This window comes from Pantoea sp. WMus005, from assembly GCF_013415305.1.
GTDB lineage: Bacteria > Pseudomonadota > Gammaproteobacteria > Enterobacterales > Enterobacteriaceae > Pantoea > Pantoea rara.
Window position 1 is genome coordinate 1,536,322 of record NZ_JACBXU010000001.1, and the last position, 22,302, is coordinate 1,558,623.

The 22,302-nt window shown below is 54.7% G+C and carries 22 protein-coding genes; 2 read left to right on the forward strand and 20 right to left on the reverse strand.

Annotation, left to right across the window (positions count from 1 at the left end; genetic code table 11):
• Positions 1-19 precede the first annotated feature (19 nt).
• The 8 genes from HZZ01_RS06910 to hinT all read right to left on the reverse strand — a co-directional run bounded on the left by HZZ01_RS06910 (position 20) and on the right by hinT (position 7,640).
• On the reverse strand, positions 20-1,738 hold the full coding sequence (locus tag HZZ01_RS06910) for a ShlB/FhaC/HecB family hemolysin secretion/activation protein (RefSeq protein WP_179896051.1): 1,719 nt from the start codon (positions 1,736-1,738) through the stop codon (positions 20-22).
• A gap of 580 nt (positions 1,739-2,318) precedes the next feature.
• On the reverse strand, positions 2,319-3,623 hold the full coding sequence (locus HZZ01_RS06915; protein WP_179896052.1) for an NAD(P)/FAD-dependent oxidoreductase: 1,305 nt from the start codon (positions 3,621-3,623) through the stop codon (positions 2,319-2,321).
• A 212-nt stretch (positions 3,624-3,835) separates the two neighbouring features.
• Positions 3,836-4,378, reverse strand: coding sequence for an alpha/beta hydrolase YcfP (gene ycfP, locus HZZ01_RS06920; protein ID WP_179896053.1), 543 nt, complete (start codon positions 4,376-4,378; stop codon positions 3,836-3,838).
• A gap of 40 nt (positions 4,379-4,418) precedes the next feature.
• Complete coding sequence (nagZ, locus tag HZZ01_RS06925) at positions 4,419-5,459, reverse strand: beta-N-acetylhexosaminidase (protein ID WP_179896054.1); 1,041 nt, start codon at positions 5,457-5,459, stop codon at positions 4,419-4,421.
• A 39-nt stretch (positions 5,460-5,498) separates the two neighbouring features.
• Positions 5,499-6,311, reverse strand: a complete 813-nt coding sequence (thiK, locus tag HZZ01_RS06930; RefSeq protein ID WP_179896055.1) for a thiamine kinase — start codon at positions 6,309-6,311, stop codon at positions 5,499-5,501.
• Complete coding sequence (lpoB, locus tag HZZ01_RS06935; protein WP_179896056.1) at positions 6,298-6,894, reverse strand: penicillin-binding protein activator LpoB; 597 nt, start codon at positions 6,892-6,894, stop codon at positions 6,298-6,300. The genes thiK and lpoB overlap by 14 nt, the downstream gene beginning before the upstream one ends.
• Before the next feature lie 11 nt (positions 6,895-6,905).
• Positions 6,906-7,274, reverse strand: coding sequence for a YcfL family protein (locus HZZ01_RS06940; RefSeq protein WP_179896057.1), 369 nt, complete (start codon positions 7,272-7,274; stop codon positions 6,906-6,908).
• A gap of 15 nt (positions 7,275-7,289) precedes the next feature.
• Positions 7,290-7,640: a purine nucleoside phosphoramidase gene (hinT, locus tag HZZ01_RS06945; protein ID WP_159226308.1), complete on the reverse strand. Its 351-nt coding sequence runs from the start codon at positions 7,638-7,640 to the stop codon at positions 7,290-7,292.
• A 360-nt stretch (positions 7,641-8,000) separates the two neighbouring features.
• Between hinT and HZZ01_RS06950 the strand changes: the two genes are divergently transcribed.
• Together HZZ01_RS06950 and HZZ01_RS06955 are read left to right on the forward strand one after the other, a co-directional pair.
• Positions 8,001-9,608: an MFS transporter gene (locus HZZ01_RS06950; RefSeq protein ID WP_179896058.1), complete on the forward strand. Its 1,608-nt coding sequence runs from the start codon at positions 8,001-8,003 to the stop codon at positions 9,606-9,608.
• A 3-nt stretch (positions 9,609-9,611) separates the two neighbouring features.
• Positions 9,612-10,751, forward strand: coding sequence for a glycoside hydrolase family 105 protein (locus tag HZZ01_RS06955; RefSeq protein ID WP_179896059.1), 1,140 nt, complete (start codon positions 9,612-9,614; stop codon positions 10,749-10,751).
• A gap of 54 nt (positions 10,752-10,805) precedes the next feature.
• On the opposite strand, the gene ptsG is transcribed toward HZZ01_RS06955, so the two are convergent.
• The 12 genes from ptsG to plsX form a co-directional block, all read right to left on the reverse strand.
• Positions 10,806-12,242, reverse strand: coding sequence for a PTS glucose transporter subunit IIBC (ptsG, locus tag HZZ01_RS06960; protein WP_179896060.1), 1,437 nt, complete (start codon positions 12,240-12,242; stop codon positions 10,806-10,808).
• A gap of 289 nt (positions 12,243-12,531) precedes the next feature.
• Positions 12,532-13,323: a metal-dependent hydrolase gene (locus HZZ01_RS06965; RefSeq protein ID WP_179896061.1), complete on the reverse strand. Its 792-nt coding sequence runs from the start codon at positions 13,321-13,323 to the stop codon at positions 12,532-12,534.
• Positions 13,324-13,341: 18 nt separating this feature from the next.
• Positions 13,342-14,331, reverse strand: coding sequence for a DNA polymerase III subunit delta' (gene holB / locus HZZ01_RS06970; RefSeq protein ID WP_179896062.1), 990 nt, complete (start codon positions 14,329-14,331; stop codon positions 13,342-13,344).
• Positions 14,331-14,963 (reverse strand): dTMP kinase, encoded by a 633-nt coding sequence (gene tmk / locus HZZ01_RS06975; RefSeq protein WP_179896063.1) that lies wholly within the window; start codon positions 14,961-14,963, stop codon positions 14,331-14,333. The genes holB and tmk overlap by 1 nt, the downstream gene beginning before the upstream one ends.
• Positions 14,953-15,972 carry a cell division protein YceG gene (gene yceG, locus HZZ01_RS06980; protein WP_179896064.1) on the reverse strand — a complete coding sequence of 340 codons (1,020 nt, stop codon included), beginning with the start codon at positions 15,970-15,972 and terminating at the stop codon, positions 14,953-14,955. Before yceG ends, tmk begins: the two co-directional genes overlap by 11 nt.
• Positions 15,969-16,784, reverse strand: a complete 816-nt coding sequence (gene pabC, locus HZZ01_RS06985; RefSeq protein WP_179896065.1) for an aminodeoxychorismate lyase — start codon at positions 16,782-16,784, stop codon at positions 15,969-15,971. The genes yceG and pabC overlap by 4 nt, the downstream gene beginning before the upstream one ends.
• 91 nt (positions 16,785-16,875) lie before the next feature.
• Positions 16,876-18,117 (reverse strand): beta-ketoacyl-ACP synthase II, encoded by a 1,242-nt coding sequence (fabF, locus tag HZZ01_RS06990; protein WP_090962214.1) that lies wholly within the window; start codon positions 18,115-18,117, stop codon positions 16,876-16,878.
• A gap of 85 nt (positions 18,118-18,202) precedes the next feature.
• Positions 18,203-18,439 carry an acyl carrier protein gene (acpP, locus tag HZZ01_RS06995; protein WP_003849865.1) on the reverse strand — a complete coding sequence of 79 codons (237 nt, stop codon included), beginning with the start codon at positions 18,437-18,439 and terminating at the stop codon, positions 18,203-18,205.
• A 154-nt stretch (positions 18,440-18,593) separates the two neighbouring features.
• Entirely contained in the window at positions 18,594-19,328 is a 735-nt protein-coding gene (fabG, locus tag HZZ01_RS07000) for a 3-oxoacyl-ACP reductase FabG (protein WP_090962216.1), read from the reverse strand.
• A 10-nt stretch (positions 19,329-19,338) separates the two neighbouring features.
• Entirely contained in the window at positions 19,339-20,271 is a 933-nt protein-coding gene (fabD, locus tag HZZ01_RS07005; protein WP_179896066.1) for an ACP S-malonyltransferase, read from the reverse strand.
• 16 nt (positions 20,272-20,287) lie between these two features.
• Positions 20,288-21,241, reverse strand: a complete 954-nt coding sequence (locus HZZ01_RS07010; RefSeq protein ID WP_090962220.1) for a beta-ketoacyl-ACP synthase III — start codon at positions 21,239-21,241, stop codon at positions 20,288-20,290.
• On the reverse strand, positions 21,242-22,282 hold the full coding sequence (plsX, locus tag HZZ01_RS07015; RefSeq protein ID WP_179896067.1) for a phosphate acyltransferase PlsX: 1,041 nt from the start codon (positions 22,280-22,282) through the stop codon (positions 21,242-21,244).
• Positions 22,283-22,302 lie beyond the last annotated feature (20 nt).

Below are 22,302 nucleotides of genomic sequence, written 5' to 3' on the forward strand. Positions count from 1 at the left end.
AGCAATATCGATAAAAGGTTTAGTAGTTCCAGTTCACGCTGAAACCAAAAGTAGCCGGATCGGTTTTAAAGCCGTCCGGTTTCGACAGAGGAATACCGGCAAAAAAATCGTAACTCAGGCTGGCGGGCGTGATGGCACCGCGTAGCCCGATGACGCCGCCCGCCAGATGACGTCCCAGCGGCCCGCCCTGAGAGACGCTGTTGCCGCCCACCTCGCCATAGTCTGCACCCAGATAGAGTTCCTGAGCGGGCAGCGGCGTCTGCCACGCCAGCGTGTTCTGAACGGTCCAGCCCCGGCTGGCGCTAAGGGTGCGTTCACCATCAAAACCGCGCACGGTCCAGCGGTTGCCAATGGCGAACTCATCCTGCGGTGTCAACGGGGTGTTACTCATCTGGCGACGGTATTGTATGTTGTAACTTAATCGCTGATTTCCCAGCGTGAAGGGCGTGGTAAGTCCCGCCTGCCAGGTCAGAATTTTAGAAAGCGCGGTGGCATAGGTGGAATCCTGATACGACTCCTCCCAGGCTGGCAGCGCACCGAACCAGCGCGTGCCCCGCTGATAGCTGACACCGGCGTCCAGCGTGGCCGAACCAATATAGTGCCGGTGCGACAGGCCGAGTCGCCATGCGCTGGTACGTCGCTGCTGGCTGGTGATTTCGGTGTCGTTGATAAAGTTACGCGACTCTTTGACCAGCACATCGGCGCTGACAGTGGTTTTAGCGGCTGCATTGCGGTAAATCACCCGGCTCGCCTGCACATCCAGCGAGCGGCTCTTACCGGCGTAGAGAAAATCGCGGCTGTAACCGGCGACGGTCTGATGATAATCGTAGTCGCTGGCGGTAAGGCCAACCAGCCAGTAACCCAGGGGCACCGAGTAGTGTCCCGACAGGCTTTTGCTGCTTTTTCTGCTCGCAAATCCCAGGTCGCGGCTGGCGGTCAGATAGAAGAGATCGCTGAGGGAGGTCGGGTTATCCAGCGCCAGCATAATCCCGCTCTGATAGCGCCCGGTACTCTCGGTGCCGGAATCATCCAGCCATGCGCCGAGTCGCCAGAAACGGCGCTGCGTGCGTTCAATCACGATGTCACTTTCACCCGGATTGAGGCCAGGATGGAGCGCCATATGCGCCTCCACCGTCGGCAGACGTTGCAGGTTTTCCAGCCCCTGTTCAATATCACGCAGATCAAGCAGATTGCCGGCATGGGCTGGCAATGTCGGCCACAGACTGACGTAGCGGGATGAGGAAGGTGACAGTTCCACATTGCGGATTTTACCAGGCACGATCAGCAGGTGCAGAACGCCCTGACGCAGATCCTGTTGCGGAGCCAGCACGCGCGTGGTGACCCAGCCATGATTGATCAGCCGGTTTTGCAGCGTGCTCATTAACTGGCTGATGCCTTTTACGCCGAGACACTGGCCATTAGCCTGAGTAGCCAGACGCTGCAGAGGCACCCAGTGCGGCAGCGCCTCCTGGCCGGAAAGGCTGACCTGCTGAATAACAAAACAGGGTGTTTCCTGCGGGAACTTGAGGTGGGAAGGTGCCGGAACCGTTTCTGAGAGTCGCACATCAGGCACCGGTGGCATTAGCCGCTGCTGACGCGCTTTTTGTTGCTCCTGCTGATGTTGCAACTGCTCATCACCCGTTGCTGCCTGCGCAGTGCAAATTGGCAGGGTGTTAACCAGCAGAACGCAAAGCAAAGGTGCCAACGTTGTTAAAACTCCATTTTTTTGGGGCTGCATAACCGATCCATGTGGTTAAGGTGTAACAAAATGTATATAACTACTTTCATGCGCACATTATGCCGCCGGAATCAGGAAGCACAAGAAAAATTACAGTAAAAATCACACCATACTTACAAAATCCAGTGGGGTACGCGATTTAAAAAGTACCAATATTTAACTGTATTTCAGGTGTTATTTATCAGGTGAATCGCCGGGATTAACTAATGGTGCCGATACGGATATTTTTAGCCAATCAATAACAAGGGATTAGCCAGCCCTTAACCAACCGAGACCAGACCTGCAACCAGGCTAACAACGGAACTAAAGTAGTCTGACTCGTTGCCTGAACAGTTTTCTGGCTACAGCAAATATTCTTCCGTTAATCCTATTGATATGAACGGCACTAATTTCAGGCACCACCCTGCTTATTCCCTGCCATGATCATATTTTTTACTTAATTAAAAATTATGAATTTATTTTGTTTGAGTCGATACCGCACTATCCTGCGCTTGCTTCTGTTTCGGTGCCTTTCAGGGACATAAAAAAAGCCCCCTCAGAATCGAGGAGGCTTAGCCTTAACCAGGTTTATCGCGGTTACTTAGTGCAGCTTAAGCCGCGGGCGAAGAACCCGGTTGATGCTGCCGACCAGCATCATCAGGCCGGTTTTAAAGTAGCCGTGGAGTGCGACCTGGTGCATACGATAGAGTGAGATGTAGACAACGCGTGCAATGCGTCCTTCCACCATCATCGAGCCGCGCATCAGGTTACCCATCAGGCTGCCGACGGTACTGAAGCGGGAGAGCGACACCAGCGAGCCATGATCTTTATAGACATAGGCTTTCAGCGGTTTACCGTGACGCTGCGCCAGGATGTTATCCATGGCGCGTGAGGCCATCTGGTGTGCCGACTGGGCGCGTGGCGGAACAAAGCCACCGCCAGGCAGGGCGCAGGAGGCACAGTCGCCAATCGCGTAGATGTCATCGTCCAGCGTGGTCTGCAGTGTCTCTTTTACCACCAGCTGATTGATGCGGTTGGTTTCCAGTCCGCCAATCTCTTTCAGGAAGTCAGGGGCTTTAATGCCTGCAGCCCAGACCATCAGATCGGCTTCGATAAACTCGCCACCTTTGGTATGCAGGCCCTTCGGCTCAGCGCTGGTCACCATGGTTTGTGTCAGAACACGCACGCCCAGTTTGGTCAGCTCCTGATGCGCCGCAGCAGAGATACGCGGTGGCAGTGCAGGCAGAATACGTTCACCAGCTTCTACCAGCGTCACGTTCAGCGCTTCGCGTCCCAGGCCTTTGAATCCATAGCTGTGCAGCTGTTTCACCGCGTTGTGCAACTCCGCTGACAGCTCAACGCCGGTTGCACCGCCGCCGACGATGGCAATGTTAACTTTCTCGACCTTGCCTTCGCTGGCGGAGAATTTCAGGAACAGGTTAAGCATTTCGTTGTGGAAACGACGCGCCTGTTGCGGATTATCCAGGAAAATGCAGTGATCTTTAATGCCTGGCGTGCCGAAATCGTTTGAGGTGCTGCCCAGCGCCATGACCAGCTGGTCGTAGGCCACTTCACGCTGTGGCACCAGCACTTCGCCCTGTGCGTTCAGCACTTCGGCCAGGCGAATGACTTTGCGGCTGCGATCGATATCGGTCAGTGAACCAAGCTGGAACTCGAAACCGTGGTTGCGGGCATGAGCCAGATAGCTCAGCGCATCAATACCTTCATCCATTGAACCCGTGGCCACTTCGTGCAGCAGCGGCTTCCACAAATGACTGTGGTTACGATCAACCAGGATAATCTCGGCCTTCTTTTTACGACCCAGTTTATGGCCCAGCTGCGTTGCCATTTCCAGGCCGCCCGCTCCCCCTCCGACAATAACAATTCTCTTAACAGACGTAGTCAACAAAGACCCCCTCAAATTGTGAACCAAAAGTTAACCAAAGGTTAAATTAAACCTTAAGAAACATAGGGTTGGCGAAGTTAAAATCGCAATCTGCGGGCAGAATAGCATGGCGGGAAGAGGAGAACATAAGAATATTGATATACATCAAAGCGGAGAAATAAAACTCAGATAATTACGTAACGAAAACAGGCACCTTGCGGTGCCTGTTGGGTTTAACTTAATGTTTTAAAAGCTTTTATCCGCTGAAGATGTGGGGATATATTTTTGAATTTGTGACCTTCTGTCTCATCCCAGACGATTTCATAAAACGGATGGAGTTGAGCGGCGATATGCTGGCTGTCCTGCGCCTCATCATGACGGGAGAGAAAGGTCAGACAGCGGTCGCGATTGCGTTCGCGAAAATCGCTGACGCATTTGGTGGCGATGTCATGATACTCCTCCGGCCGATCGATCTTCCCTTCCATATTCTCCTGCGGAAAGAGGTTAGGATTAAAGATGGCCTGCCGGATGCCGCATAAAAATCCGATGCGCTCTGACCAGAAGCCACCCAGTCCGACGCCACAAATCAGCGGGCGGTCGTCGTCAGATAGCGTCAGCATCTTGTCGGTCTCTTTCAGCAGAAACTGCATGTCATGTTTAGGATGACGGGTGCTGTAACTGATCAACCTGACATCAGGATCGATAAACTGCAGTTGCAGCACCTTTTCGTGATTGCCCGGACTGTTGGAATCAAAACCGTGCAGATAGATGATCATGATAATCCTCAGGGTTGAGATAGCGCCGGGCAGTGACTGCTTACCACGTCGCCTTGTGAGCCAGCCAGCGTTCCTGAAGCGCACTCAGTTGCTGGGCATTATTTTTCCAGCGATGCGTAGCCTGAAGTTCATCGCGGGTAAACCTGCCCTGATGATACAACTGCGTCACCTTCTCTGACCCGACCGGGATCAGGTTATCGAGCACACTGATGGCACCCTGACGCTGATTGCAGACCAGAATCATGTCACAACCGGCAGAAAGGGACTGCTGCGCCCGCTCAGGATAACTTCCCATCACGGCGGCGCCCTCCATCGACAGATCGTCGGAGAAAATCACGCCGTCAAATTTCAGCTGATCACGTAGTACGGTTTTCAACCAGTAGGGCGAACCACTGGCGGGCAGCGGATCAACGTCGGTGTAAATGACGTGTGCAGGCATAATTGCATCCAGCGCCTGCTCGGTAATCAGCTTGCTGAAGATCGCCATGTCATGCTCACGCAGCGTTTTTTCGTCGCGCGGATCGCGTGGCGTCTCTTTATGCGAATCGGCGCTGACCGCACCATGCCCCGGGAAGTGTTTGCCGGTGGTCTTCATGCCCACCTCATGCATCCCTGCAATAAAACGGCGCGCAACGGCAAGGGCGATGGCTGGATCGGCATGGAAAGAGCGGTCGCCAATTGCGGCGCTGATATGACCAATGTCGAGTACCGGCGCAAAGCTGATATCAATATCCATCGCGATCATCTCGGCCGCCATCTGCCAGCCTGCCTGCTGTGCCATCTCACCTGCGGTTTCGGCATCGTGAAGCGCGGCAAAGGATTGCATGGCAGGCAATTGAGTGAAGCCGTCACGAAAACGCTGCACGCGACCGCCTTCCTGATCCACCGCAACCACCAGTCGGGCGTGAGAAGCGGCACGGATCTGCCGCACCAGCTCGGCCAGCTGAGCCGGGTCGTGATAATTTCGGGCAAATAGAATTAAGCCGCCCACAAGCGGGTGCTTCAGGATGTCGCGCTCTTCGCCATCCAGTTCATAGCCCTCAACGTCAAGCATCAGAGGGCCGGGTAAATGTGATCTCATAACCTGAATCCTGTAGCGTTAAGCAACTGCATAACGCGATTAAATCTGTTCCCAGCTCTGTCGGGCCAGCTGGTGTAATGTTTCATCCTGACTCTGACTGGCGCGCAGCTGATACCAGCTGGCCATCAGCAAACGCAGCCAGGGCTGCCAGCGTCTGACCTGCTGCCCAAGCGCGGGAAGCGGCAGCTGCATTGCTGCGGCATACTCTGCCAGCCAGTCGGCCTCGTGCTGCGGATCGCTGGCACAGACGACCGCCAGCTCCAGCGCGACGTCGCCATCGGCGGCATATTCCCAGTCGATAAGACGCAGACCGGCGGGACCTTGTATAACATTCCCGGCATGCAGATCCATGTGCAGCGGTGCCAGCCTCAGCGGCCGGGGTTCACCCTGCTGCGTCAGACGCCGGAGCGCCCGCAGCCAGCGATGATGTCGTTGTGGCGTAAGCTGCCAGTAACGCCATAACAGCGGCAACACCGCCAGTCGATAGCCGGTCAGCGGCTGCTGATGAAGCTGCTGCAGCAGCGCCACGATCTGCGGACGCTGCTGGCTGAAGCGGGATTCATCCAGCGTATCGCCAGCACACCAGCTTAGGATGATCCCCTGACGATGGACCGCCACGGGCTGCGGAGCCAGTCCGCTGTTGCGCAATTTCTGTAACAGACGGAATTCACGCTGCCGATCCACGAACGGAATGGCCGGTTGCGGAGCCGCCCGCGCGATAAAGGTACCGCGCGGGCTGACAATCTTCTGGCTGTGCCCGGTCAGACCGGCCAGCGGTATTATGGATGCCCTTGATGGTTCGCCAGTGACCTGCTGAATTAACCGCTGGAAAGCCGGATTAATTCTGTGCAACGCCGTTGCCGGACCAGATGATCTCGCCGGTCTGAACCAGCATCAGCTGCATCTGCAGGGTCGGTGCTTTAACATCACCACGCGCATTGCTGTAGAGCACATACTGGGCGTTAACGTTGCGCGCCAGGCCGATCGCTTTACTGCGCGAATTCAGGCTGTCATCCGGCGATAATCCCAGTGCCTGTTTAGCCTGCGCCAGTTGATCGGCAGAGACCAGGGTGAATTTACCGTTGTTATCCAGGGCATTCTGGATAGCGGCCGTGGCTTTGTCGCTTTGCAGCGAGCCATTGGTGCTGTTTTTGATTCGATCCACCAGCAACACACTGCCCGGCTCGGCGCTGGCAGCCTGTAACATCTGCGCCACCAGCGGCTGAACGCTGGCATCCCAGTTTATAGTGACCAGCTTCGGTGGCTGCGGCACAGGCTGCGGTTGCGGCACGGGTTCAGGTTGAGGAACAGGCTGAGTTGGCTCTGCAGGCTGGGTCGGCTCAACGGGTGCAGGCTGCTGCTGCTGTTTCACGACACAACCGGTCAGGATGAGCGCCATCAGGAGCGTTCCGGTACGATTAATACTGCGTATCACGATGAAAATCCTTAAAGATAGAGATAAAGACGAACCTTGCTGGCAGTCAGGTTACCCATTTGCGAGGCGGCGATAATACTGCCCTGCGCCGGAACGGTGACAGTCTGGGCCGGTTCCTGCGGAGAGATTTCCAGCCCTTTGTCGTCATACCAGTAGTAGCGATAATGCACAACAACCGGGGTTTCGCGCTGATTATAGAGCACGCTGGTCGCACGCTTCAGCCCATCATTCTCACCCAGCGTCGGCTCATCGGTAATGATCCCTGCCGAAAGCACAGATGACTCCATCACCAGTGACTGTGAGGTATTGATCATTGGTTTATCACTGCTACAAGCCGTCAGGCAGAGCAGGATCGGCAGGCCAGTCAGCCAGGATCGCATAGCACGTTTCCGTTATCAGTTAGAGAGCATCGGACCCAGCGGTTCACCGCCCAGCAGATGCATATGAATGTGATAAACCTCCTGACCACCATGTTGATTGCAGTTCACAATCAGACGATAACCATTTTGATCAATACCTTCCTGACGGGCGATTTTCGCCGCAGTAGTAAACATGCGCCCCAGCGCGTGCTCATGCGCCGCTTCCGCGTCGTTAACCGTTGGGATCAGGACATTCGGCACAATTAAAATATGGGTCGGCGCTTTTGGCGAAATGTCGCGGAAAGCCGTGACAAGCTCGTCCTGATAAACCACATCAGCGGGGATTTCGCGGCGGATAATTTTACTAAAAATGGTTTCTTCAGCCATGGTGCACTTCCTTTAGCCTGTGTCGTAATCAATCAGTATGCGGGAGAAATTTGTTTTCTTTCAACCTCAGGACCACTTTTCTTGCATTGTTCGCCTGCCTTTGCAGCAGCCCCTCATTCCCCTGCCTGAAACGCCAGCCTGAATGCCAGTAAAGCAGCTGCCATCACAGAAAAATGAAACGCTGTTTTATAAATTAGAATTCTGCCACCCTTTTCTTTGTCTGATTGCCACTTCAGCGCGAGCGCTTGCCAGATTGCGAAGGTTTAGCCGCCGCGTCAGCTCTACTTTGCTAATCAGTCCGGGTGAGATGTCCGGCATCACCAGGGATAAACCGCCATATAACATCAAGGAGCATCAGACATGCGCTCACGTAAAATTGGACTTGGCCACTATCTGGCCTATGGATCCGGAGATTTTCTTGGAGCAGGCACCACGGCGTTGACTGCCGCCTGGTTGCTCTATTTTTACACCACCTTTTGTGGATTAACCCCGATTCAGGCCACGCTGATTTTCGCCGCTGCCCGCGTGCTGGATGCCGTGGTCAGCCCGCTGATGGGCTTTCTCACCGATAACTTCGGTTCAACCTGGCTGGGCAAACGTTTTGGCCGCCGCAAATTTTTTATCCTGCTCGGCATACCCTGTGTATTCAGTTATAGCCTGATGTGGGTCAGCGATATGAGTTTCTGGTGGTATCTCTGCACTTATCTGCTGTTTGATATCGTCTACACCATGATTCTGGTGCCTTATGAGACGCTGGTGCCGGAAATGACCGACGATTTCAAACAGAAGACCCGCTTCTCGGGTGCGCGTATTGGTCTGGCACAGCTGTCGGCCATTCTGGCAGCGTTTCTGCCCGGTATTCTGCTGGGTATGCTGGGTATGCTGGGCAAAGATAATCCCCTCTCCTTTTTCTACGCCAGCCTGGTCTTCTCGGTGATCTGCGCGCTGGTGCTGACGCTGGTGTGGTGCTTTACCTGGGAGCGTCACCCCGATGATTTTTCTGCCGAATCACGCCGCGCTGAGCAGGAGAAGCAGCAGCTGACGCTGATGCAGAATCTTAAACGACTCTATGTCGAACTGGCCTCAACCTTACGCATCCGTATCTTCCGCCAGCATCTTGGCATGTATCTCGGCGGCTACATCGCTCAGGATGTGTTTAACGCCGTCTTCACCTGGTATGTGGTGTTTGTGCTGATGCAGAGCGCGCAGGTCGCCTCCAGCCTGATGGGCACGATGGCGGTGTTACAGTTTATTGCTGTAATGGCGATGATTCCTCTGTGCATCCGCATGGGACCTGCACCCGCCTACCGTCTGGTCGCTATCCTGTTCGGCTTTGCGGCACTCTCCTATGCCGGATTGTGGTATGCCGGTATGAACGACAATATGTCACTGCTGCTGGTGATCTCTGCCGTCGCAGGACTGGGACGTGGCGGCATCAACTATGTGCCATGGAACACCTACACCTATATCGCCGATGTGGATGAGGTGATCACCGGTCAGCGCCGTGAAGGAATTTTTGCTGGCATCATGACGCTGACGCGTAAGGCGTCGCAGGCTGGCGCAGTCATGCTGGTCGGCATCGTGCTGCAGCTCTCCGGGTTTGTCTCTGGCCAGGCCACTCAGGTTCCTGGCGTCAGCCACACTATTCTGGCGATTCTGAGCGTCGGTACCGTGGTCGTGCTGGCTTGCGGCTTTATCGTGTCATTGCGCTTTAAGCTGAATCTGCAGACTCACACCGTGCTGCGTCAGGAGACGCTCAGAATGCGCGAAGCAGGCCGCATTGTGCCTGAAAACATCACTCCGGAAGCGCGTGACATTGTTGAAACACTGGCAGGCATGCCTTACGAGAATCTGTGGGGCAACAACAACATTGGCTTCCTTAACCGCAATAAGCCAGCGCCAGCAAAACTCACCGCGCATCCGGCTGTAACACCTTCTTTAAACCCGACCTTAAAACGACAGGAATAAACCATGACTGTATTTCCCGTTAAACACAGCAAATTATTGTGCCAACCTGAGCATCTGCTGCCACGCAGCGAACTGGTACAGCTGATTCGAAAGCTGACACAAAATCTGGTTAACATCACCGACGAGACAGGCGAATTTTTATTGCGGCTGGACGATGGCCGGGTGATTGATACTAAAGGCTGGGCGGGTTGGGAGTGGACACACGGCATCGGTCTGTATGGCATGCTGCACTACTATCAGCAAACCGGTGACCAGCAGACGCTGGCGATCATTGATGAGTGGTTCACTCAGCGTCTGGCGGAAGGCTCGCCGACCAAAAATGTGAATACGGTGTGTCCTTTCCTGACGCTGGCTTATCGTTACGAAGAGACCAGAAATCCGGCCTGGGTGCCGGTGCTGGAGCGCTGGGCAGAATGGGTAATGTATGAGATGCCACGGACCGAACAGGGCGGCCTGCAGCACATTGTTTATAACAATGAGAACACCCAGCAGCTCTGGGACGATACGCTGATGATGAGCGTAATGGCGCTGGCTAAAATTGGCCAGTTGCTGAAACGTGATGAGTGGATTGAGGAAGCGAGCTACCAGTTTCTGCTGCATACCCAATATCTGATGGATCGTAAGACTGGCTTGTGGTTCCACGGCTGGAACTTCGACGGCCGCCATAACTTTGCTGATGCGCGTTGGGCGCGCGGTAACAGCTGGGTGACGATTGTCATTCCAGACTTCCTTGAGATGATGAACTGGCCAGAACATCATGCTACGCGCCGCTTCCTGCAGCAGGTGCTGGAGAGCCAGGTCAAAGCGCTGAAGGCCTGCCAGCACAGCAGCGGATTGTGGCACACCCTGCTCGATGATCCGCAGAGCTACCCGGAAGCCTCGGCCACTGCCGGATTTGCTTATGGCATTCTTAAAGGCGTGCGCAAGCGTTATCTGCCCGCTGAGTATCGTGAGGTGGCTGAAAAAGCGCTGCGTGGCGTGATTGCCAACATTGATGAAGATGGCGAGTTGAAACAGGTCTCCTTTGGTACTGCAATGGGCAGTGACCTGGACTATTACCGCACGGTTCCCCTGACCTCTATGCCCTACGGTCAGGCAATGGCCCTGCTCTGCCTGACCGAGTATCTACGTGTTTACCTCTGAATCCTGGCCAAAAAAAAGCCCCGCTTAGCGGGGCTTTTTCATTTCAGTACATCATTACATGCTGCGGATGTAATCATCCATATCGGTTTTCAGGTTATCGGATTTGGTTCCGAAGATGGCCTGCACACCGGAACCGGCAACCACCACGCCACGGGCGCCGAGGTTTTTCAGTTCAGACTGATCCACTTTCGCCACATCGGCAACGCTGACACGTAAACGGGTGATACAGGCATCCAGGTTAGTGATGTTCTCTTTACCACCAAACGCGGCAACCAGTTTGCCCGCCATCTCAGTTCCGGTCGCAGTAGATTGCTCGCTGCTGCTGCTCTCTTCACGGCCAGGCGTTTTCAGATCCAGTTTAGCGATCAGTACGCGGAATACGGTGTAGTAAATCAGACCGTAAATAATACCAATAATCGGGAACAGCCAGATTTTGCTGCTGTTACCACTCAGCACGATAAAGTCGATCAGACCGTGTGAGAAGCTGGTGCCATCACGCATGCCGAGCAGGATACAGATTGGGAATGCCAGACCCGCCAGCAGCGCATGGATCACATACAGGATCGGCGCGACGAACATGAATGAGAATTCAATCGGTTCGGTGATGCCGGTCAGGAATGAGGTCAGCGCAGCAGAGATCATGATGCCGCCAACTTTGGCACGGTTTTCAGGTTTAGCTGAATGCCAGATAGCAATCGCTGCCGCTGGAAGGCCGTACATTTTGAACAGGAAGCCGCCAGAAAGTTTACCTGCGGTCGGGTCACCTGCCATGTAGCGCGGGATGTCGCCGTGGAACACCTGACCCGCCGCATTAGTGTATTCACCAATCTGCATCTGGAAAGGAACGTTCCAGATGTGATGCAGACCAAATGGCACCAGCGAGCGCTCAACGACGCCATAGATACCAAAGGCAACCACCGGGTTCTGATAGGCAGCCCACTGTGAGAACTCCTGAATCGCGGCACCGACAGGTGGCCAGATAAAGGAGAGCAGCACGCCCAGTACAATCGCCGCCAGGCCAGAGATAATCGGGACAAAGCGTTTACCGGCAAAGAAGCCCAGATATTCTGGCAGCTTGATGCGGTAGAAGCGGTTGAACATGTAAGCGGCGATGGAACCGGCGATAATACCGCCCAGAACCCCGGTGTCGGCAAGGTGTTTCGCCTCGATTTCCGCCGCAGGCAGATGCAGCACCAGTGGTGCAACAACCGCCATGGTTTTCACCATAATGCCATAGGCAACAACCGCTGCCAGCGCCGAAACGCCATCGTTATTGGTAAAGCCCAGCGCCACACCGATAGCGAAAATCAGCGGCATGTTGGCGAACACCGATCCACCCGCTTCTGCCATCACATGCGAAACCACTGCAGGTAACCAGCTGAAATTGGCTGAACCGACTCCTAACAAAATACCGGCAATCGGCAGAACCGATACCGGCAGCATCAGCGATTTACCGACCTTTTGGAGGTTGGCAAAAGCATTTTTGAACATAGCGTGAAGCTCCTGAGTATGAGTGCATATTTGCGCAATGCGCGTGGCAAAGAGGGAGGATTCTTTGCCGGGCTGGCGGTGACCGCCTTTTGATTTATTACGAAGGGTAAAATAAATCCCGGTTTGTTACTTTGACGGCTATCACGTTTCGGCAATCACAGCCGCGCACTTTACGAAATTTCTCACTGACACGCACGATTAATCAGCGATAAAAAGCTGACCCTGCCTGAAAAAACAGAGTCATGTAGGCAGGTTACAGATTAATTACAGGGGCTAAAATAAAAGCTAATCAGACGCCCAATTTGCTCATAGGGATATGAAACAACGTAGAGAAGTTTTGCGTAGTGGTGGCGGCCAGGGTTTCCATATCCACACCTTTCAATACGGCCAGATATTCGGCCACATCGCGGGTATAAGCGGGCTGATTCTCTTTACCACGATACGGCACTGGCGCCAGATAAGGGGAATCTGTCTCTACCAGCATCCTGTCCAGAGGCACATAACGTGCGGCTTCGCGTAACTGTTCGGCATTGCGGAAGGTCACGATACCGGAAAAAGAGATGTAGAAGCCCATATCCAGCAGTTTCGCTGCTGTGGGCTGATCTTCAGTGAAGCAGTGCAGCACGCCGCCGCAACGCTCAACCTGCTCTTCACGCAGGATCGCCAGCGTATCTTCACGTGCATCACGCGTGTGAACAATGATCGGTTTGTTCAGCGCGATACCGGTGCGGATATGTTCCCGAAACGAGCGCTGCTGCTGATCTTTGGTCTCTGGCTGATAGTGATAATCCAGTCCGGTTTCACCCAGTGCCACTACCTGTGGATCCGCAGAGAGCCGACGAAACTCTTCTACGTCATAGGCCTCCTCCTGATTCAGAGGATGCACACCGCAGGAGAGCGCAATATTTTTTCGATCGCCAACCAGGCTTTTCAGCGTGTGAAAACCCGGCAGCGTGGTGGCGATAGCCAGCATAAACTTCACATCACGTGCCGCCGCTTTGGCGATAACATCATCAAGGTCACGATGATTCTTTTCATAATCCAGGCCATCGAGATGGCAATGGGAATCCACAATAAACATAATTACTCTCAGATAGGTTTAGCCGACCAGCGCAGGCTTCTTTTTGTCCGCCCAGTTCAAAAGCTGATCGGTCAGCAATAGTTCGCGATTCACAGACGCCACATGCAGTAACTGCTCACGACAGCGCATCCATTCCTGGGTACTGCTGTTGAGGGCGCTGGCTGAAAAGTATCCGGCCAGCAACTGCACCACATCCTGACGATCGATATTACTCAGCCACTGACCTGCGTTTTGCTGCCATTTCATCGCATCCAGCAGTAAAGAGAGCAGCCAGCCGATACGCGTGGCTGCATCGTCCGCGTTCAGCGCAGGCAGCAGTTGCAGGATGTCCTGCTGTAACGCAGCGGGCAGCGCATCACAGAGTTTCTGACGAGCCTGCCACGGCCCGGTTTCCAGCAGGCTCAGTGCCGCTCCGGGTGCGCCCGCACTCAGGCGCAACGCCGCCAGCAGCATCTGCTCATTGTGCGAAGACTGCTTCTTCAGCCAGAGCAGACTTTGTCCTTCGTCCGGTGGCGTCAGATGCAGCGTCATGCAGCGGCTGCGTAGCGTGGCCAGCAGACGTGAGGGATCACGGCTGCTGAGGAAAAACCAGCTGTTGGCTGGCGGCTCTTCCAGTGTTTTCAGCAGTGCATTGGCTGCCGCTTCCGAAAGCTGTGCGGCATCCGGCAGCCAGACGACTTTCGCGCCGCCCTGCTGACCAAAGTGATACATTTTTTCTGTTACCTGACGCACCGCATCAATGCCCAGGGTACTTTTGCCTTTCTCAGCTTCAAGGCGATACCAGTCAGGATGGGTGCTGGCCTGCATCAGCTGGCAACCGTGGCACTCTCCGCAACTCTTCAGGCCATCTCGCTGCTGGCACATCAGCCAGCGGCTCATTCCCCAGACCAGCGCCTCATCGCCCATGCCTGCCATTGCCTGGATCATCAGCGCATGATGCGCGCGATTCTCCTGGTGCTGGCTAATCACCTGACGGTAAGGCTGATTCAGCCACGGATACCAGTTCATCACACCTGCTCCGCCAGCCAGCTATCCAGCGTCATCTGAAGTGACGCCGTCACTTCTGTCAGAGATTGAGTCGCATCAATGGTGAGGATAGTGGAGTCTTCTGCGGCCAGCGCCAGATAGCGCGCGCGGGTGCGTTCAAAAAAGCGCAATGACTCCTGCTCAATACGATCCAGCTCACCACGCGCACGGGCACGCTGCAGACCAATGTCAGGAGTCACATCAAGATAGAGCGTCAGATCGGGACGGAAATCGCCTAAAACAGCATCACGCAGCGTCTGCATCAGTTCGCTGTCGAGTCCCCGGCCGCCGCCCTGATAAGCCTGGGAGGAGAGATCGTGACGATCGCCAATCACCCAGGCTCCGCGAGCCAGCGCCGGTTTGATCACCGTCTCCACCAGCTGAACCCGCGCCGCATAGAGCATCAGCAGTTCAGCTTTATCCGTAACCTGCTCACCCTCAATCCCCTGCTTGACCAGGACCCGCAGCTGTTCTGCCAGCGGCGTACCACCTGGCTCACGGGTAAAGACCAGGTCGGTGATACCACGGGCGCGCAACGTGGCGACGATGGCGTCACGTGCAGTGGTCTTTCCGGCGCCTTCCAGGCCTTCAATGACGATAAACTTACTGTTCATTTTTTTCCTTCAGCGTCTGCCGGTAGACCTGCACCGCTTTGTTATGGCTGGCAAGATTGGTAGTAAACGTATGCCCGCCCTTGCCGTCTGCAACAAAGTAGAGATAGTTAGTTTTCTCGGGATGCGCCGCGGCCTGCAATGAGGCTTTGCCCGGCATGGCGATCGGGCCAGGCGGCAGGCCGTTGATGATATACGTATTATAGGCGCTGGCGGTCTCAAGATCTTTGCGGGTCAGCGTGCCGTGATAGCTGTCGCCCATGCCATAGATAACCGTGGGATCGGTCTGTAAGCGCATGCCGGTTCGCAGGCGATTAATAAACACCGAGGCTACACGCGCGCGCTCTTCACTGACGCCGGTCTCTTTCTCAATGATCGAAGCCATCGTCACCAGATCCTGTGGCGTTTTATAAGGCAGATTATCCGCCCGTCCTTGCCACACCTCATCAATGGTCTTTTTCATGCGCTCATGGGCACGCTGCAGCAGCTCCAAATCCGTGGTATTCGCCGTGTAGAGATAGGTGTCCGGGAAGAAGTTGCCCTCCAGCTGTTCTGGTTCCACTTTCAGTGCGCTGGCAAGTGTGGCGAACTGATCGTCTTTCAGGGTGTGCCGGATATAGGGCGCGTTACGCAGCTCACTCAGCCACTCTTTCAGCCGCTGACCTTCCACAAACCGCACCGGGAACTGCGCCTCTTTTCCGCTTGCCAGCAGCTGTAGCAGCGAGCGTACGGTCATGGTCGGCTCAAGGCGATAAGTGCCCGCCTTAAAGGTCGCCAGTTCCGGCTCCAGACGCAGCAATGCACCAAACCAGAGGCTGCGTGGAATAATTTTTTTCTCTTCCAGCTGCGCTTCAAGCGCGACCCGGCCCGTTCCGGCGGGCAGCGTGTAGATGGTTTCCTGCTTAATGGCTAACGGGGTCGCCGCAAACTTCTTAACCTGCCAGTAACTCAGCACAGCCGCAAGACCCACGATCGCCAGCAGGCTGACGAGAATTTTTTTACTTCGAATCATGATGCATCCATTATCTTTTCACAGCTTGCCTGCAACTGATTAAATAGCGAGCGCTCAGTAAACTGCACCGCTTCTATCTGTCGGACCGGCAGAACCGGCATCAGCGCGTTACATATCACCACTTCATCGGCGTTCATCAGCTTCGCCGGTTCGCTTTTCACTACCTGGCAAGCCTGACCAGCGGCAACAAGTTGCGCCATAAGACTCCGCCGCATAATGCCATCCACACCCGATACCGAGAGATCAGGCGTGAAAATCTGCGTCCCTTTACGCCAGAATAAATTGGCCGCACAGCATTCCACCACCCAACCTTCAGTGTCAAGCACCAGCGCCTCGTCGGCGTCTGTCTGGTCAAGATGAGCCCGAATCATCACCTGCTCCAGGCGGTTAAGGTGCTTGATACCGGCAAACTGTGCGTTCCGCACCAGCCGGATAGGGCTGAGCCGGAGTGAAACACCCTGCTGCTGTAAATCGGCATAGTGTAGCGGCCAGGGTGCCAGCGAGACGATGCGCGCAGGTTCACCACAGCCGCGTCGGCTGTAACCTCGTCCGCCGCTGCCCGCACTGATGATGACTTTCAGCACCGCCTGGTTTTGTTCATACGCAGCCTGTTTCATCTCTGCCTCAAGCTGATGCCAGTCGACACCACCGATCCATAACCGCTCACAGCCCTCTTTAAGGCGCTGGATGTGGCTTTCCAGCATCACAATTTTGCCCTGACGCACGGCGGCGGTCGTAAAACAGCCATCCCCGAACTGCAGACCCCGGTCGCTGGCGGTCAGCGTCGATTGTTTTAACCCGTTAATCCACATCGTTCTCTCCTGAGCAGGACACGTGATTTCAGCGCATTTTACAGGATAAAAAAAGGCCCGCATTGCGGGCCTTTTTAGCAATCTACAACGATTACACTTTACGGAAGATCAACGAACCATTGGTTCCGCCGAAACCAAAGGAGTTACACAGCGTATACTCCAGTCCAGGAACCTGACGCGCGGTGTGAGGCACAAAGTCGAGATCGCAGCCCTCATCCGGATTGTCCAGGTTGATGGTCGGTGGAACGGCCTGGTCGCGCAGCGCCAGAATCGAGTAAATCGATTCAACAGCGCCTGCGGCACCCAGTAAGTGTCCGGTCATTGATTTGGTTGAGCTGACCATTACGCTGCTGGCTGCTGCCCCAAAGACCGATTTCACCGCCTGCGCTTCCGCTTTATCACCGGCTGGCGTGGAGGTACCGTGCGCGTTGACATAGCCGATCTGCTCTGGCGTAAGCTGAGCATCACGCAGCGCATTGATCATTGCAGCCGCCGCACCTGAACCATCTTCTGGTGGTGAAGTCATGTGGTAAGCATCACTGCTCATACCAAAACCTACAATTTCAGCGTAGATTTTCGCACCACGTTTCTTCGCATGTTCGTACTCTTCGAGTACGACAATGCCCGCGCCGTCACCCAGCACAAAACCGTCACGATCTTTATCCCATGGGCGGCTGGCCGCTTGCGGATTTTCGTTGCGGGTTGAGAGAGCGCGTGCTGCACCAAAACCACCGACGCCTAATGGCGTACTGGCTTTCTCTGTGCCGCCTGCCAGCATCACGTCAGCATCGTTATAAGCGATGATACGTGCGGCGTGACCGATGTTGTGCACACCAGAGGTACAGGCTGTCGCGATAGAGATGCTTGGACCTTTCAGGCCATACATGATGCTGAGATGACCCGCCACCATGTTAACGATGGTTGAAGGCACAAAGAACGGGCTGATTTTGCGCGGGCCACCGTTGACCAGTGAAGTATGATTCTCTTCAATCAGACCTAAACCACCGATGCCGGAGCCAATTGCTGCGCCCATACGGCCTGCATTTTCGTCAGTAATAACCAGACCACTGTCCTGCATGGCCTGCATACCGGCCACAATGCCGTATTGGATGAAGGCATCCATCTTGCGCTGATCTTTACGCGAGATGTAGTCATCACAATTAAAATCTCTTACCAGACCTGCAAAACGTGTTGCATAAGCACTGGTATCAAAATGGTCGATCAGGGTAATGCCGCTCTGACCGGCAAGGAGAGCACTCCAGGTAGACTCTACGGTATTGCCGACAGGAGACAACATGCCAAGACCAGTCACAACTACACGACGCTTAGACACGTTCGTCCTCCAGGGAGGGGAAATAGGGAACTATGTGGGACAAACAAAAAAATCAGGCGGTCGAGCGACCGCCTGAAGATATTCATTAGCCTTTATGGCTATTGATATAGTCGATCGCTGCCTGAACGGTAGTGATTTTCTCAGCTTCTTCGTCTGGAATCTCAGTATCAAACTCTTCTTCCAGAGCCATCACCAGCTCAACGGTATCAAGAGAATCGGCACCCAGGTCTTCTACGAAAGATGCAGAGTTGGTGACTTCTTCCTCTTTCACACCCAGCTGCTCACTGATGATTTTCTTAACGCGTTGTTCGATATCGCTCATACTATTTAATTTCCTATCAAAACTCGCTTTCGCGATGGTTTTCGTAGTGTATAAAATGGTGAAAAAGATGCAACAAAATCCCGGCTGGTCGAACCACGATTTTGCGTTATTTTGCGGTTTTAACCGCAAATAAAGCAAATGATTTCGTGATTTATCAAACCATGTACATTCCGCCATTGACGTGCAGCGTTTCACCCGTGATGTAGGCTGCTTCGTCAGAGGCTAAAAATGCAACAGCATTGGCGATTTCCTGAGCATCGCCTAAGCGACCCGCAGGCACTTCCGCCAAAATACCGGAACGTTGATCTTCGTTCAGTGCCCGCGTCATGTCAGTCTCGATAAAGCCTGGAGCCACGACGTTGACGGTAATGCCACGTGACGCGATTTCGCGCGCCAGTGATTTGCTAAAACCAATCAAACCCGCTTTTGCTGCCGCGTAGTTTGCCTGGCCCGCATTACCCATGGTTCCAACAACGGAACCAATGGTGATGATACGGCCCACGCGCTTTTTCATCATGGCACGCAGGACCGCCTTAGAAAGGCGGAATACCGATGTGAGGTTGGTATCCAGGATATCCGCCCACTCATCGTCCTTCATGCGCATGAGAAGATTATCACGCGTAATGCCTGCATTATTGACTAAAATATCCACTTCGCCAAATTCAGCGCGAATATTCTCTAAAACGCTGCTGATGGAGTCAGCGTCAGTCACGTTCAGTAACAGGCCTTTGCCCTTGTCGCCAAGGTAAGCACTGATGGCGTCGGCGCCACTCTGGCTGGTTGCAGTTCCGACCACTTTGGCACCACGTGCCGCCAGGGTTTCTGCAATCGCACGACCAATGCCGCGACTCGCGCCGGTAACCAGCGCAACTTTACCTTCAAAGCTCATCATTTTCCTCTTATTCCTTACCGAGTGCAGCCGTCAGGGATGCCGTATCGTTAACGGCAGCCGCAGTGAGGCTATCGACAATACGTTTCGCCAGTCCGGTCAGGACTTTGCCTGGACCCATCTCCAGGAGCTGCGTCACGCCCTGTGCAGCCATCGCTTCCACGCTCTCGGTCCAGCGAACCGGACTGTAGAGCTGACGAACCAGCGCATGGCGGATAGCCACAGCGTCGGTCTCAGCTTTCACATCGACGTTGTTAATCACAGGCACCGCAGGTGCATTAAACGTAATGTTTTCCAGCGCAACCGCCAGTTTATCGGCAGCAGGCTTCATCAGCGCGCAGTGAGAGGGCACGCTGACCGGCAGTGGCAGAGCACGCTTAGCGCCCGCGGCTTTACAGGCAGCACCTGCACGCTCAACGGCTTCTTTGTTACCCGCAATGACCACCTGGCCCGGCGAGTTGAAGTTAACCGGTGACACTACCTGGCCCTGCGCGCTCTCTTCACAGGCTTTGCGAATAGCCGCGTCGTCCAGGCCAATAATCGCCTGCATCGCGCCGGTACCTTCTGGCACGGCTTCCTGCATCAGTTTGCCACGCAGTTCTACCAGCTTTACTGCATCAGCAAAGTTAAGCACACCTGCGCAAACCAGCGCTGAATATTCACCCAGACTGTGACCGGCCATCAGGACAGGCTTTTCGCCGCCCTGCTGCTGCCAGACACGGTAGATGGCGACTGAAGCAGCTAGCAGCGCAGGCTGAGTCTGCCAGGTTTTGTTCAGTTCTTCAGCCGGACCCTGGCTCACTAACTGCCACAGATCATACCCCAGCGCATCAGAGGCTTCACGGAAGGTCTCTTCAACCAGCGGATAGGTCGCTGCTAATTCAGTCAGCATGCCCACAGTCTGTGAACCCTGACCTGGAAAAACAAATGCAATTTGCGTCATCTTTCGTTCCTGTCAATCAAAAGCGAACCAGCGCAGAACCCCAGGTGAACCCGCCACCAAAGGCTTCCAGCAAAATAAGGTGTCCGGGTTTGATGCGGCCATCACGAACCGCTTCATCCAGTGCGCTTGGCACCGATGCGGCAGAGGTATTGCCATGACGATCCAGCGTGACGACCACTTTATCCATGGTCATGCCGAGTTTTTTCGCGGTGGCGCTGATGATGCGCAGGTTAGCCTGATGCGGCACCAGCCAATCCAGCATTTCGCGATCGAGATTATTGGCCTGCAGCGTTTCATCAACGATGTGAGCCAGCTCGGTGACAGCGACCTTGAAGACTTCGTTGCCAGCCATGGTGACATAGGCAGGCTGATCCTGATGGGCACGATCCTGATAAGGCAGCGTCAGCAACTGGGCGTAGCGACCGTCAGCATGAAGATGGGTAGAGATAATCCCCTGCTCTTCGCTCTGACCCAGTACAACCGCACCAGCGCCATCACCAAACAGGATAATAGTGCCGCGATCTTCCGGATCCAGTGCGCGCGCCAGGACATCAGCGCCAATCACCAGAGCATGCTTAACCGCGCCATTTTTGATGTATTGATCGGCCACGCTCAGGGCATAGGTGAAACCTGCACAGGCGGCAGCGAGGTCAAACGCCGCGCAGTCTTTGATCTCCAGCATTTGCTGGATCATGCAGGCGGAGCTTGGGAAGGCATGGCTGGAAGAGGTTGTGGCGACGATAATCAGCCCAATCTCGTTCGCGTCAATGCCAGCCATTTCAAGGGCGCGTTGTGCTGCGCTGAATCCCATAGTGGCAACGGTTTCGTCTGGCGCTGCAATGCGGCGCTCACGGATGCCGGTACGGGTAACAATCCACTCGTCCGACGTCTCCACCATTTTTTCCAGATCGGCATTGGTGCGAACCTGGCTGGGCAGATAACTGCCCGTACCGATAATTTTGGTATACATCTAGGCTTTGTCACTCCTGGCTAATACAGCATCAAGGCGCGCAGCAATTCGCTCGGGAATTTGCTGCCTCACCGCCTGCTCTGCCTGTTCTATGGCCACGGCGAAGGCGTGTTGATTTGCTGCGCCGTGACTCTTGATCACTGTTCCGCGCAATCCTAACAGACAAGCGCCATTGTATTGGTCAGGGTTGAGTTGCCCGAAGCGCTTCGCCAGACGTTTCTGGATTAAGCGTCCCAGCAACTGAAGCCACCATGACCTTTTTTTACCTTCCCCTGATGACTTAAGCAGAGAAAGAAACATTCTTACCACGCCTTCCATGGTCTTCAGCGTGACGTTTCCGACAAAACCGTCACAGACCATTACATCCGTTTTACCGGTGAGCAGTTCGTTACCTTCGAGGTAACCAATATAGTTGATTTGCGATGATTCTCGCAGCACTACCGCGGCATCGCGGATGGTTTCCAGCCCTTTGGTCTCTTCATGACCAATGTTGAGCAACGCGACACGGGGCCGTGGAATACCAAGCACATGCTCAGCCATCACCGACCCCATCACAGCAAACTGCACCAGCATCGCACTGTCTGAGTCAACATTCGCGCCCAGATCCAGCACCACGGTTTTACCCTGCTGCTGATGCGGTAAAACGGACATTAGCGCCGGACGTTTAATCCCATCCAGCGGTTTTAATAAGAGTGTAGACAGCCCCATTAGCGCACCGGTATTTCCGGCGCTGATGCAGGCCTGAGCACGTCCCTCTTTAACCATCTCCAGCGCCACTCGCATTGAGCTGCCGCGACTGTTCCGGATGGCCTGAGCGGGCCGCGCATCACTTGCAATAACCGATTCGGCAGGGATCACCTGCAAACGCCCCGTCAGGGAGGAATCCGCTTTGGCAAGCAATGGCATGAGAGTGTCGGGATGTCCGACCAGAAGAAGGAATAATTCCGAATGAGAGGCCAGTGCCTGCAATGCTGCAGGCACTGTCACGCAGGGACCGAAGTCCCCGCCCATGGCATCAATCGCCAGGGTCAAACGTGTCAAGGTATCGCCTTGCTAAGCAA

Bases quoted from the DNA above. Each gene is read 5' to 3' on its own strand.
- HZZ01_RS06910 (WP_179896051.1), bottom strand. From the start codon at position 1,738: ATGCAGCCCCAAAAAAATGGAGTTTTAACAACGTTGGCACCTTTGCTT.
- ycfP (WP_179896053.1), bottom strand. From the start codon at position 4,378: ATGATCATCTATCTGCACGGTTTTGATTCCAACAGTCCGGGCAATCAC.
- nagZ (WP_179896054.1), bottom strand. From the start codon at position 5,459: ATGAGATCACATTTACCCGGCCCTCTGATGCTTGACGTTGAGGGCTAT.
- HZZ01_RS06940 (WP_179896057.1), bottom strand. From the start codon at position 7,274: ATGCGATCCTGGCTGACTGGCCTGCCGATCCTGCTCTGCCTGACGGCT.
- hinT (WP_159226308.1), bottom strand. From the start codon at position 7,640: ATGGCTGAAGAAACCATTTTTAGTAAAATTATCCGCCGCGAAATCCCC.
- HZZ01_RS06950 (WP_179896058.1), top strand. From the start codon at position 8,001: ATGCGCTCACGTAAAATTGGACTTGGCCACTATCTGGCCTATGGATCC.
- HZZ01_RS06955 (WP_179896059.1), top strand. From the start codon at position 9,612: ATGACTGTATTTCCCGTTAAACACAGCAAATTATTGTGCCAACCTGAG.
- ptsG (WP_179896060.1), bottom strand. From the start codon at position 12,242: ATGTTCAAAAATGCTTTTGCCAACCTCCAAAAGGTCGGTAAATCGCTG.
- HZZ01_RS06965 (WP_179896061.1), bottom strand. From the start codon at position 13,323: ATGTTTATTGTGGATTCCCATTGCCATCTCGATGGCCTGGATTATGAA.
- holB (WP_179896062.1), bottom strand. From the start codon at position 14,331: ATGAACTGGTATCCGTGGCTGAATCAGCCTTACCGTCAGGTGATTAGC.
- tmk (WP_179896063.1), bottom strand. From the start codon at position 14,963: ATGAACAGTAAGTTTATCGTCATTGAAGGCCTGGAAGGCGCCGGAAAG.
- yceG (WP_179896064.1), bottom strand. From the start codon at position 15,972: ATGATTCGAAGTAAAAAAATTCTCGTCAGCCTGCTGGCGATCGTGGGT.
- pabC (WP_179896065.1), bottom strand. From the start codon at position 16,784: ATGTGGATTAACGGGTTAAAACAATCGACGCTGACCGCCAGCGACCGG.
- acpP (WP_003849865.1), bottom strand. From the start codon at position 18,439: ATGAGCGATATCGAACAACGCGTTAAGAAAATCATCAGTGAGCAGCTG.
- fabG (WP_090962216.1), bottom strand. From the start codon at position 19,328: ATGAGCTTTGAAGGTAAAGTTGCGCTGGTTACCGGCGCGAGTCGCGGC.
- fabD (WP_179896066.1), bottom strand. From the start codon at position 20,271: ATGACGCAAATTGCATTTGTTTTTCCAGGTCAGGGTTCACAGACTGTG.
- HZZ01_RS07010 (WP_090962220.1), bottom strand. From the start codon at position 21,241: ATGTATACCAAAATTATCGGTACGGGCAGTTATCTGCCCAGCCAGGTT.